Source organism: Pseudoalteromonas atlantica (assembly GCF_043641955.1).
Taxonomy (GTDB): domain Bacteria; phylum Pseudomonadota; class Gammaproteobacteria; order Enterobacterales; family Alteromonadaceae; genus Pseudoalteromonas; species Pseudoalteromonas atlantica_A.
Genome location: NZ_JBHZRV010000008.1, coordinates 112,142 through 124,411, shown reverse-complemented (window position 1 = coordinate 124,411; position 12,270 = coordinate 112,142). Strand labels below are relative to the sequence as shown.

The following is a 12,270-nucleotide window of genomic DNA, read 5'->3' as shown; positions in this document are numbered from 1 at the left end:
ATAAGAGTGGTAGTAAAATGACATATTCTGTGGTCATTATCGAAGATGAAATTGAAGTTGCGCAATTGCTTGCGCAATACTTGTTGTTGCCTAATGGTGGAGCTGGAAGTCAAGTCGCGCGGCAAGGTCTTCGTCAAGGACAGTATCAGGTTGTTGGCATTGCGGCGAACCTTGCGACCGCAGATGCTTTGTTAAAAGCGATAGAGCCAGATTTAATATTATTAGATATTCATTTACCTGACGGTAATGGGTTAGACTTATTAACCGAGCTACGCGCACGTGCAATTAAAAGCGATGTGATGTTATTGACTGCTGCAAAAGAAGTCGAAACACTAGAGAAGGCAATTCAACTAGGCGCATGTGACTTCTTAGTAAAGCCGTTGATGTTAAACCGCTTGGATCAAGCTTTGGCTCGTTTTGAAGCGCGCCAGCAGTGTTTGTCAGATGCCAATGAAGTAACGCAATCTATGGTCGACACTTTATTTGGTTCGAGTGAGCAAAGCAAAACGCCAACTCGACTACCCAAAGGGGTCGATCAATTAACATTGAGAAAGATTCTGGATGCGTTTAATGCGCACAAAAAAACACCATTCACAGCCCAGCAAATGGGCGAGCTTGTTGGGGTAAGCCGTTCTACCGCAAGGCGCTACTTAGAATATTTGCTAGAAGCTGAGCAAGTGAGTGCCGACCAAAGTTACGGTAGCATTGGCCGGCCTGAACGTTGTTATAAGATGGGTTAGTGTTTAGGTAGTGTATTTAGATTAACACTCGGTTCAGCAGTTTTTATGCGCTCAAACTGACTATGTAATTTAGTAGGACCTGTAAAAAATCCTGTGTTGCGTAAGTAAAATTTCCCTTTGTGAGTGCCACCTTGATAATCCATTCTAGATTGCTTGGCGGCAGTTGCATCGTAGGTAAAACGTGCTTTAGTCAGTGCATGCCATTTTCCATCTGTATCTCTGAGCCACTGATTACCGTAAAACGCTTTGCGCTCGAATTGTCCTGCATCTGGAATGAAATTCTCTAAGAAGCTGTGTGGTCTTGCTACATATGTATTGGTATTAGGGCGCCTGAAAGAAGCAATGAAGAGCCACTTTTCAGTGGTAGGATCATAAAAATATGCGCTGTAGTCGGTTTTATTATTAAGGTTTTCAGTCGGGTTTACTTTTAATAAAAAGCGATAGGTTTGCTCTGCTTGCCATGGGAAAACGAGGTAACTTTGGCCGCCTGAGCCTTCGTTACCAAATTTTCCTGTGTATACATTGTTCCCTTTCGCTAATAACTGAATTCTCATTTCAACAGGGATAGCGGTTGGATCATCCGTTTGAAATGGACTCCACACTGAAAACAAAACTCTGCGCTCGGTTTCAGAGTTTACCTGTATACCAAAATAACCCTCGGCAAAGCCGTTAGCCATAAAATATGAGCCCTGATGATCATAGCCTTTTGGTACTGTGAGCTCAGAGTAAAACCATTGATAGTCTTTTGAAGCATCATCTATAGGGTAATTTAAATGTACTGACGGACCACGACGGCCCCAATAAATATCGTCTTTAACATATAAAGGTGCGGCGATGTTTTTATCTAGCGTGATAATTACCCCTTCAATATCTGCAAAGGTACTTGCACTTCGAGTGAGTCCACTTAATATCAGCTGCTGATAGCCTGCATCTGTTGGGTTAAATTGCCCCAGATCAATATCTTGGAATTGTTGGTTTGTGAGCTTTATGATCTGGCTTTGCTGATTAAAAGTGACTTTCAATTGACTGTTTCCGCCAGCAACTTTTGCACGTATTTTTAAATTGAAAGGAGTTTTTGTTGGCAGGTAAAAGTAGTGACTTACTGGAACTGCGGGATCTTGCCAATCAGTAATGCCTTGCTCGTTAATAAGCGTGTTGTTTTTTTCAATACTATGGTTGGTTGCACTATTGCCATAGCTGGGAATGAAGTAGTCCGTGTTTTGATTTGCTGCAACTAAGGGAGAAAGTAAGCCACCCAATAATAAGCTAACAAGTAATAAAAATCTCATAGTATGTTCCATAAAAAAAGCGCCGATAAACGGCGCTAATGTAAGGGATATACCCAAGCCACCTCAAGATGCGAGTTTCAGTTGGAATTAAAAACGATTTAGGCAAGGCATTGATCGCAAGTAATAGTGGTTCTATTGTTAAAATCAATAACGCAGTATAAATCGTTTTTAAACCAACCCACTGGGCGTTTCACAGGACCTTACTCTCATCGTTGTTACTTCTTAAAAGGGATTGCCATTCTTGCAAAGTAACGCCTTGATATTAAGCCCCTGTGAAACGCTGAATTCTGCATCTTGAGGTGGTTTGGGTATAAAATTAAAATGACGCAGAAAAGCCTAAGCTAATCGAGCGACCATAGCGCGCCAAGCGACGAACTTGTTCTTCAGTTTTAACATACGACCATTGTCGCTCGTTTGTTAAGTTAGTAACGCTTAAATCAACGCGCATTTTTTCAGTAATGTTGTAGCTTGCACTAAAGTCATACTGACCATAATCGGCTGCCCATTCAGGGCCGCCCCATGCATCTGGGTATGCTAGATAATCATCACGCCAGTTATAAGCAATACGTGTTTGGTAATCACCTTTCTCATAATAAATCACTGCATTATAAGAATGTTCAGACATGCCAACAAAAGGAAGATCGTTTAGCTCTTCATCATCGTAGCTACTGTCTGTATAAGTATAGTTTACTTGTACGCCTAAGCCATCAAAAGGGGCTGGAAGTATTTCATCAAACGATTGTTGATAAGCTGTTTCAAAGCCTAAAATGGTTGCGCCTTTTTCTGATGTCGGTGATATTTTAGTGAAGACAGGACCTTCTACTTCAACTCCATCCTTAAAGTAATTACCTACCTGCGTAGTGCCTACACGGCCGCGAGCTATTACTGATTCTATGTCTTTATAATACGCTGCAAATGTTAGGGCGCCATAATCAGAGAAGTACCATTCAATTGTACTATCAAGCTGGTTTGCTCTGAGTGGTTCAATACCAGGGTTAGAGGCATGGTACTCAGCATTGTTAAAATCTAAGTAACTATAAGGTGATAAGTAACCAAGGTTTGGCCGTGTGATCACTTTTGCGGCACTAAAGCGATACAATAAATCGTCGCGTAAATTAAGCTTGAAGTTTAAGCTTGGTAGTACGTCTGTGTAGCTTTCATCTGTTTTTGAGCGAGCATAGTAATCGTCAATATCACCATCAACACGATAGCTTAATGCACCGTCTTTTTCGGTTACATTGTAGCGTACGTTTTCAACATCAAAGGTATAACCATCCGATGTGACATCGGTTTTAATAACGCGTACACCCATATTAAGTGCAAAAGGTAATTGGCCGATATCGCCTTGTAAGTTTGTTTCAACAAAGGCTGCTAGAGTTTGCTCTGTTAATGCAAATGAGTCTTGCGGGCTATTTTTTGCAATAATTTTATCTTGAGCGGCTTGTGGGTTGATTGATTCATAAAAAGCATAAAGCTTATCGTAATCAAAGCTGGCCCATGGATCTGGGTGTTTGCCTGGTTCGCCATCTAAGAAGTTATCAAAATTAGCTGGGACTAGCACATCAGCAGGTAAGCGGAACAAATTTAAGCCGCCAAGCTCTTCAACACTTGAGTCGTCAAAGCTATCGTATTCAGAGTTTTTAAAGTAAGCGCCGCCGTTACTAAACATGGAGGCATTTTTAGATTTAAATACACTGCGCTCTTTCGTTTGTTTGCCGTAATGCAGGCCAAATTGCACATCTTTGACCAGTTCAAAAGAAGGGATATAAGTTGCAGCTAGACGAACTTCTTCGATTTTGTCTTTCACATCGGTGCCGGAATTGTAGCTGTAATGCGCACCAAAAGGCTGCTCTGAACTCAGCGATGGCGTCATCGTCACATCTGGTAACATATTACTGCCGGTTTGGTCGATCGTGATTCCATCAACAAAACCACGGGCCACAATAAAACGGTTATTGCCGTTACTCACATTTTGAGCTTGAGATTGCGAGATATCTAAATCAACCGTTAAGTTGTCTGTGGCATACCAAACTGTATTAAAGCCCCATTGCCATGTATCGGTATTGCGCGGTACGGAAACATTTAAAAGCTCGGCCATGGCGCCGTCTACTAGCTCTACGTAATTTGCATTGCCATCGTCATTAAACTTTACTTCACCGATTGCTGGAATGCCGGGAGTCCAAGACTCATCGTATGTTACAAACGAGATTTGGTATTGTTCGCCATTGGTTTCGTACTGTGAATACATACTATCAAAGTTCACATCAAACTGATCTGAAGGGCGCCATTGTAGTGCTAAACTTGCGCCAAGACGTTCACGGGTATCTTGCCAGTTTGAGTAGCGAACGTAGCCTGGAATGATCGATGGATATGATTGTTCATTGTCCTCTAGTTCACCATTGCCATTGCTGTCGATAGGGATACGTACGTCAACGTTTTCATCGGGGTCATAGAAGCCTTGGCCTTCGTATGAATCAGCACGCTGTGTACGTTCAGAATAAACTGCGGTAAATAATGCACCAAAGGTGTCATCAAAAAATGTATCACTAATTAAAAAAGACACTTGCGGATTTACATCACCCGTTCTCTCTTCATAAATGCCTTTGGCACTGCCAGATAAAGTAAACCCATCTAAATCGAGTGGTTTACGGGTTTTAATATTGATGACAGAGCCTATGCCGCCTTCTTGTGTTTTACTTTGTGGAGATTTATATACTTCGAGGGATTGGACAATTTCAGGGGCGATCAAGTCAAAATTAAAGTTACGGCTGGAGTGCTCTGATGCCATGCGCCGACCATTAACAGTGGTTACGTTATAGTCACCACCTAAACCCCGAACCGTAACGTTTTGCCCCTCGCCACCGTTACGGGTAATTGCAATACCTGTCATTCGTTGCAGTGCTTCTGCAATATTTTGATCGGGGAACTTACCGATGTCTTCTGCGACGATGGCATCCATAACCCCAACAGCTTGCTGTTTTAAATACAGGGATTCCTTAATACTCGAGCGAACACCTCTGACTTCGATTACTTCTACTTGCTCAGCCTCGGCTTCTTTTTCCGTTTTTTTATCTTCTTCAGCAGCCAAGGTTGCGCCACTGAAAATGGCACTCATGGACAAAAACAGGGTGGACAGTTTTAGTTGTGCTTTCATAATAGTTACCTGTATTTTACTTGTTGATGGTTGTTTTTTTATTGCTTTACTTAGGGTTAGGCGTACTGGCAGTCGTTACCTACCAATACGCTTTATTTAATTACGAAATAATGCCAAGTGGCTTGGCTTGCTGCCAAAGGCCACGAGTGAAATCTGGGAAGTCTTTGCTGTTACTGCGATCGGCAACCGAGTCAACAGAGAGTGGAAACACTGCTGACCACGCCGCAGCGTCATATACATCCTGATCAAGTGGCTCGCCATTGCGAAGGCAAAAAATAATGCGCCAAAACATGAGGAAATCCATACCACCATGACCGCCGTTGCGCTCAGCTTCTGCGCCCATTTTTTGCCAAAGCGGGTGATCATATTTGTTATACCAATCTGCCATATCGTAATCCCACTCGTGGTAGCTTTTGCTGCCACCTTGCTCAAGTGCAATACGATTAGGGAAACCAGCAAATACGCCATTGGTACCTTGAATTAGGTTATGACGAGAGTAAGGGCGCGGTGTGGTTGTATCGTGTTGCACCATGATGCTGCGGCCTTTAACCGTTTTAATAATGCTGGTATTCATATCGCCAGCGACGTAATTCAGCTTGTTGCGACCATGATCTGCTGGAAATTCTTTTTTTGCGTATGCCGCACGGCCTAATGATGGTGAGCTCATTGATGTTATGTAATCAAAACGGTCACCACGGTTAATATTCATATACTGTGAAACAGGCCCTAAACCATGGGTTGGGTATAAATTACCGTCAACCGCTGCGTGCCAAGGGGTGCGCCATGAGCCTGTTTTATGGTCAATCTCTTTCATTTGCCAGCGTAATTCGTGGATATACGCAGCTTCACCATGGAGCAACTCACCAAAAATACCTTGGCGTACCATATTCAATACCATGAGTTCATCACGGCCGTAGCAGACATTTTCCAGCATCATGCAGTTTTTTTGCGTTCGTTCGGATGTATTAACTAGTTGCCATGCCTCTTCTACAGTGACTGCTGCGGGCACCTCAACAAAAGCATGTTTACCGCTTTCCATGGTTGCTACTGCCATGGGGGTATGCCATTTCCAAGGGGTTGAGATAATAACAATATCAATATCTTGGCGCTCTAGCATGCGAAGGTAATCATGATCGTCTTTGCCGTAGGTGTCTGGTTTTTTAAAGCCTTTATCGACCACTATTTTGACTGCTCTATCTACAACAGCCTCATGGGTATCACAAATTGCTTTGATTTCAACACCGTCTAAATGACAAAAATGCTTAACAGCACCAACACCACGTTCACCTACACCAATAAAGCCCACTCTTACCACATCCATTTTTGGTACTGTTAATCCAAGAGTGGAGCGTCCTTGTGTTGCGGTTTTTAGCATTGAGTTGGCATTGGTTGTGGAAGTGCAACCTAACGCGGCGCTTGTTGCTGCAATTGCGGCCATTGATTGAAGAAATCGTCTGCGGTTGAGATCGCCCATAATAGTGCCCTTATGTGTTTATTATTTGTAAATTTGTTTTCACAGGCTTTTATTTGTACACCCAAGGGAATATCAAAGCAAGATAAAAATCTTTCGTTTGCTTTCATTTGTGTTGTGGTTTTATTTTTATTTTTACCTTTATTATTTAAATTCAGTTGTTTATGTTTAATTGTTGCTAATAAATAAAAAATGTAAAAAATTTGAATTGAAAGTAAGTGAAAGCTGCGTACAATGAATGAAAGTAAATAATGAAAGAGAGCGGGCATGCTTAACACTATCGAAAGACGTCATGAAATTGTGCAATTAGTTTGTAAACAAGAGCGCGTACAGGTTCCTGAGCTTGCTCAGTTGTTCGGTGTATCGACAGTTACTATTAGAAACGATTTAAATGAACTGAATGAAAAGGGTTTGTTAGTGCGTTCTCGAGGTGGTGCTGTGATGAGTAATCGTCTTACGCAAGAGTTGTCATTAAAAGAGAAGCACGATGCGAACCGCAGCATTAAAGAGCGTTTAGGTAAATTTGCTGCCAGCTTAATTAAAGACGGTGAATCGATCATTTTAGACTCAGGGACTACAACGGAAGAGGTCGCTAAAAACTTAACCAACCATCACAGTGTAGTAGTGATGACTAATGGGTTAAATGTCGCGCACTCGCTGCTAAATGCACCATCTGTTGAAGTATTGATGACTGGTGGAACGTTGCGGAAAAAATCATTGTCGTTCTATGGTCGCCAAGCAGAGCAGCATTTACAGCAATACCACTTTGATAAATTAATTTTAGGCGTCGATGGTTTTGAGAAAGATATCGGTATTACTACGCATTTTGAATTAGAAGCTTTATTAAATCGAGTGATGTGTGAAGTATCGAGAGAAATAATCGTTGTTACCGATTCAAGTAAATTTAATCGCAAAGGAGTGCATAAAATAATTTCTGCCAGTGAAGTAAATACAGTAGTGACAGACAGTGGGATTCCTGGCGATATAAAAACCGCTCTTGAAAGTGCTGGTGTTCAGTTGCACATAATCGACCTTTAATTTCCATAGTACGAATATCAATTAAAAATAACCAATACAGAGGCTTGCAATGACGATATTACAGCAATTAATCGCAGCGAATAAACGGGGTGAAAAGCAAGGCATTTATGCCGTCTGTTCGGCGCATCCATTGGTGCTTGAGGCTGCCATATTGCAAGCCAAACAAGACAATAGTTACTTGCTAATAGAAGCGACTGCTAATCAGGTTAATCAATTTGGCGGTTATACTGGCATGTTGCCTGCTGATTTTATGGCGTTTGTTGAGAGACTTGCGAAAGAGCAGGACTTTGCGATTGATAAACTGATCCTCGGTGGTGACCACCTAGGCCCGGTATGTTGGTGCGACGAAAGTGCTGAAGCAGCAATGCACAAGGCGGAGCAATTGATTGCTTGTTATGTAGCGGCAGGGTTTAAAAAAATTCACTTAGATACCAGTATGCGCTGCGCTGATGATGACGAGATTTTAGCGGATGAGACGGTAGCAATACGAGCGGCTCAGTTGTGTGCAGTGGCTGAGAAAACAGCAGTCGATACATTTGGCCACAGCGATTTGGTGTATGTTATAGGCACTGAGGTGCCACCACCTGGTGGGGCTGATGAACATATAGATACGTTAGCCGTTACAGATACAAAGCATGTTGCAAGCACTTTAGCATTACATCATGAAGCTTTTTTACAGCTTAATTTATCATCGGCATGGCAACGTGTTGTTGGCCTAGTTGTTCAACCGGGTGTTGAATTTGATAATACGCAAGTATTCGATTATGTCAGCAGTGCTGCACAACAACTTAAACATTATATTAAATCTGTAGATGGTATTGCTTTTGAAGCACATTCAACTGATTACCAAACACCGATCGCATACCAGCAGTTAGTGAATGACCACTTTGCGATTTTAAAAGTAGGCCCAGAGCTTACATTTGCGTTACGTGAAGCATTATTTGCATTAAGCCATATTGAAGATGCACTAATAGATACTGAGCAGTGTTCGCATTTACGTACAGTCGTTGATGCAGATATGCAGCAGTACCCAAAAAACTGGCAGCGCTTTTATCAAGTTGAACAATCATTGCAGCAGCTATATCGTCGCTTTAGTTTTAGTGATCGCATTCGTTATTACTGGGGCAAACAAGGCAATCAAAGTGCGGTTGAAAGGTTGTTTTACAATTTACAACAGCAGCCGATCCCATTGCCATTACTAAGCCAATACATGCCATTACAGTATCTTGCTGTACGAAACAAAACACTTGAGAACAACCCTAAAGCCTTGGTTATTCATCACATAATGCAAGTAACCAGTCGCTACGCAGACGCGTGCTTTAAACAATAATAGACGTAAGTGAGGTAGCAATGTCGAGTTATTTAGCAATTGATAAAACCCTTCTAGAATCTAGAAATAGTGCATGGACAGCAAAAGAAATTATGCAGCAAAGCAGCTGCTGGAAAGAAACACTTACTATTGTTGAGCTTGCGCGTAAACAGCTTGATAGTTGGCTTGCCCGTGTTTTGGATAAGCCTAATGCGCAAATAATTTTTACTGGCGCAGGTACATCTGCTTATGTTGGAGAGGCGGTTGTTGGTTATTTAAACCAAAAGTTATCAACGTCATGTAGAAGTGTTAGCAGTACAGAGTTAGTTGCTTGCCCTGAGCAGTACTTACAAAAAAGTAAACCAACTTTACTTGTGTCTTTTGCGCGTTCGGGTAATAGCCCGGAAAGTGTTGCTGCTGTAGATGTAGTGAATAATTATGTGCAGGAATGTGCCCACCTCTTTATAACCTGTAATCCAGATGGCGCCCTTAATAAGCAAGCCAAAGGGCATGAGAATTATTTTTCGCTATTGATGCCACCGCAAACGCTCGATCAAAGCTTTGCAATGACCAGTAGTTTCACTTCGATGTTGATTGCAAGTCTTGCGGTATTTAGCGATGTGGGTAACGCAGTGTCGGTAATGGCTAATTGTGTTGAAAAAAATATCCCCCAACAACTTACTCAATTAAAAGCATTAGCTGAATTGCCTATGCATCGTTTAGTTTATTTAGGCGCTGGGTCGTTAAAAGGTTATGCGCAAGAGTCGGCTTTAAAATTATTAGAGTTAAGTGCGGGGCAGGTGATGGGGTATTTTGAATCTCCACTTGGTTTTCGTCATGGCCCAAAATCATTGGTCGATGACAAAACTTTAATCGTCTTATTTGGCTCAAACAATAAATATACAAAACAATATGATACTGACCTATTTAATGAATTGAAAGGCGATAACCAAGCACTTGCAGTTCATAAACTAGCCTTGCCAAGTGAGGCTTTTGGTGAGCAATTAGATGATGTATTTAATGGTCTGTATTATATGGTGTGTGCGCAAATCATATCCTTTTACAAAGCGTGGCAATTAGATATTACGGTAGATAACCCATGCCCAACCGGTGAGGTAAACCGAGTGGTGCAAGGGGTGACTATTTACCCATTCCCGCAAGGTGATACTAATGACTAAGCAGTATATTTATGGCATTGATATAGGTGGCAGCAAAATTGAACTTGCCGTGTTTGACGCTTCATTAAATCAACTAGAGTCATGGCGCATCGCTACGCCACAAAGCAGTTATCAAGACTTTTTAAACGCGCTAGTAGATATGATTTTAAATGCCGATAATAAATATCAATGCCGTGGTGCCGTAGGAATTGGTATGCCAGGGATTATTAATGCGAACCAAGAAGTTTTATCCGCGAACGTGCCTCATGCAACAGGTAAAAATGCAGCAAACGATTTAGCAACGTTGATAAATCGACCCGTTGCTATCGAAAATGATTGCCGTTGTTTCGCCCTTTCTGAAGCGCAAAGTACTGTTGGCTTGCAAAGCACTCGTGTATTTGGTGCGATCATTGGCACTGGTACTGGTGGTGGGTTATGCATCGATGGTGAGCTTTACAAAAGTGCGCAAGGCATTGCTGGCGAATATGGGCATTATGCGCTGTCTGCTGTGTTACAACAAAAATACCAATTACCGATTTTAAAATGTGGCTGTGGTTTGACCGGATGTATTGAAAGTTATATCGCTGGCCCTGGATTAGCACGCATCTATCATCACTTTTCAGGCGAAAAGCTCAGTACTTATGAAATTGTGGAAGGTTTGCGAAAGGGCGATGTACTTTGCCAGCAGAGCTTTGCATGCTACCTAGATTTATTAGGCAGTACCTTTGCCGCAATTATCATGGCGTATGACCCCGAGGTAATAGTTGTTGGTGGCGGTATGTCGCTGGTTGACGAGCTCATGAGTAAGTTAGAAGCGGCAATAGTGCCGTATGTTTTTGCTGATATTCGTGTACCAAAAATTGTGTTGGCCGAGTTTGGTGATGCCAGTGGTGCCCGCGGTGCTGCTATTTTAGCTAAAGCGCAAGTGGGAGCATTATCATGACAGAGTCGGTATTTTACGTTAAGGCAGATGCTATTTATTGCCAACAGACTGTACTCAAAAACCATCTAATGTTAATTGTTGAGGGCTGTATTGCTGGCTTCACAGAAAACCCTAAAGAGGGGGTGCCAATTCATGATTACGGTGATGCTGCAATTATTCCAGGCTTAATTGATTTGCACATTCATGGTCGCGAAGGCTGCGATGTGATTGATTGTAAAATGAGTAGTATCGAGACTATCTCATGCTCACTTGCACAGCATGGAGTAACTGGGTTTTTAGCAACAACAGTGACAACTGACTGGCAGCAAACTCTTGATGCGATGGCTATAATCGGCCAAGCTTATACACAACAACCTAGCGGTGCGCAGGTGCTAGGAGGTTACAGCGAAGGCCTATTTTTTAGTGAAAAGCATAAAGGTGCGCATAACCAAGACTATTTTTTAGAGTTATCGCAGGACCATTTAGAGGCGATGATCAATGCCGCCAACGGGTGTTTAAAAGTAGTTGCATTAGCGCCTGAAAAACCCGGTGCTAATGCGTTAATTAAGTACCTTACTGAACAAGATATCAGAGTTATGCTTGGTCACTGTGATGCAAATTATGAACAAACTCAAAGCGCGCTGGAACATGGTGCATGCGGGGGAGTGCATGTTTTTAATGGCATGCGCGGCATTCATCATCGCGACCCTGGTTGTGCTGGTGCGGTATTAATGAATGATAACGCTATGGTAGAGGTTATTGCAGATGGTGTGCATCTTCACCCAACAATTTTACAGTTAATCTATAAGCTAAAAGGTCCGCAAAAAATTGCACTGATAAGTGATTGCATTAATGCGGGCGGATTAATTGATGGGCAATATAAATTAGGGAAAATGGATGTTTTTGTTAGTGAGGGAGTAGCAAAAACGGCATCAGGATCACTCGCTGGCAGCACTTTAACGCTTGAAAATGCAGTTAAGAACATGCATGAATTGGGTTGTATAGACTTACGTGAGGCACTCAATATGGCCAGTATTGTACCTGCTAGATTTCTTGATATGGCAGATAAAGTGGGTTCGCTTGAAAGCGGTAAACAAGCTAACTTTGCCATTTTAAAAAGAGATTTTACAATTCAAGCAACTTATATCAAAGGGCGACAATGTTTTTTGAGTGATAGGAAGTGAGCGAAA

9 protein-coding genes are annotated in these 12,270 nt (G+C 42.0%); 6 read left to right on the top strand and 3 right to left on the bottom strand.

What is annotated here, in order from left to right; all coding sequences use genetic code 11:
• Positions 1-17 precede the first annotated feature (17 nt).
• A complete protein-coding gene (locus ACHUE3_RS15470; RefSeq protein WP_394193258.1) occupies positions 18-740 on the top strand; it encodes a response regulator in 723 nt (240 codons plus the stop codon).
• Here ACHUE3_RS15470 and ACHUE3_RS15465 read toward each other — a convergent pair.
• From ACHUE3_RS15465 to ACHUE3_RS15455, 3 genes are all read right to left on the bottom strand, one after another.
• Complete coding sequence (locus ACHUE3_RS15465; RefSeq protein ID WP_394193257.1) at positions 737-2,029, bottom strand: DUF3472 domain-containing protein; 1,293 nt, start codon at positions 2,027-2,029, stop codon at positions 737-739. The genes ACHUE3_RS15470 and ACHUE3_RS15465 overlap by 4 nt on opposite strands.
• A 316-nt stretch (positions 2,030-2,345) precedes the next feature.
• On the bottom strand, positions 2,346-5,183 hold the full coding sequence (locus ACHUE3_RS15460) for a TonB-dependent receptor (protein ID WP_394193256.1): 2,838 nt from the start codon (positions 5,181-5,183) through the stop codon (positions 2,346-2,348).
• 100 nt (positions 5,184-5,283) lie between these two features.
• A complete protein-coding gene (locus ACHUE3_RS15455; RefSeq protein ID WP_394193255.1) occupies positions 5,284-6,657 on the bottom strand; it encodes a Gfo/Idh/MocA family protein in 1,374 nt (457 codons plus the stop codon).
• Positions 6,658-6,921: 264 nt separating this feature from the next.
• Here ACHUE3_RS15455 and agaR point away from each other — a divergent pair, with 264 nt between their 5' ends.
• The 5 genes from agaR to nagA are packed head-to-tail and all read left to right on the top strand — an operon-like array spanning position 6,922 to position 12,264.
• Positions 6,922-7,692 carry a transcriptional repressor AgaR gene (agaR, locus tag ACHUE3_RS15450; protein ID WP_394193254.1) on the top strand — a complete coding sequence of 257 codons (771 nt, stop codon included), beginning with the start codon at positions 6,922-6,924 and terminating at the stop codon, positions 7,690-7,692.
• A gap of 49 nt (positions 7,693-7,741) precedes the next feature.
• On the top strand, positions 7,742-9,022 hold the full coding sequence (locus ACHUE3_RS15445; protein ID WP_394193253.1) for a D-tagatose-bisphosphate aldolase, class II, non-catalytic subunit: 1,281 nt from the start codon (positions 7,742-7,744) through the stop codon (positions 9,020-9,022).
• Between the two features lie 20 nt (positions 9,023-9,042).
• Positions 9,043-10,179, top strand: a complete 1,137-nt coding sequence (locus ACHUE3_RS15440; RefSeq protein ID WP_394193252.1) for an SIS domain-containing protein — start codon at positions 9,043-9,045, stop codon at positions 10,177-10,179.
• A complete protein-coding gene (locus ACHUE3_RS15435; protein ID WP_394193251.1) occupies positions 10,172-11,101 on the top strand; it encodes an ROK family protein in 930 nt (309 codons plus the stop codon). The genes ACHUE3_RS15440 and ACHUE3_RS15435 overlap by 8 nt, the downstream gene beginning before the upstream one ends.
• Positions 11,098-12,264, top strand: coding sequence for an N-acetylglucosamine-6-phosphate deacetylase (gene nagA / locus ACHUE3_RS15430; protein WP_394193250.1), 1,167 nt, complete (start codon positions 11,098-11,100; stop codon positions 12,262-12,264). Before ACHUE3_RS15435 ends, nagA begins: the two co-directional genes overlap by 4 nt.
• Positions 12,265-12,270 lie beyond the last annotated feature (6 nt).

Bases quoted from the DNA above. Each gene is read 5' to 3' on its own strand.
- agaR (WP_394193254.1), top strand. From the start codon at position 6,922: ATGCTTAACACTATCGAAAGACGTCATGAAATTGTGCAATTAGTTTGT.
- nagA (WP_394193250.1), top strand. From the start codon at position 11,098: ATGACAGAGTCGGTATTTTACGTTAAGGCAGATGCTATTTATTGCCAA.
- ACHUE3_RS15445 (WP_394193253.1), top strand. From the start codon at position 7,742: ATGACGATATTACAGCAATTAATCGCAGCGAATAAACGGGGTGAAAAG.
- ACHUE3_RS15460 (WP_394193256.1), bottom strand. From the start codon at position 5,183: ATGAAAGCACAACTAAAACTGTCCACCCTGTTTTTGTCCATGAGTGCC.
- ACHUE3_RS15440 (WP_394193252.1), top strand. From the start codon at position 9,043: ATGTCGAGTTATTTAGCAATTGATAAAACCCTTCTAGAATCTAGAAAT.
- ACHUE3_RS15465 (WP_394193257.1), bottom strand. From the start codon at position 2,029: ATGAGATTTTTATTACTTGTTAGCTTATTATTGGGTGGCTTACTTTCT.
- ACHUE3_RS15470 (WP_394193258.1), top strand. From the start codon at position 18: ATGACATATTCTGTGGTCATTATCGAAGATGAAATTGAAGTTGCGCAA.
- ACHUE3_RS15455 (WP_394193255.1), bottom strand. From the start codon at position 6,657: ATGGGCGATCTCAACCGCAGACGATTTCTTCAATCAATGGCCGCAATT.
- ACHUE3_RS15435 (WP_394193251.1), top strand. From the start codon at position 10,172: ATGACTAAGCAGTATATTTATGGCATTGATATAGGTGGCAGCAAAATT.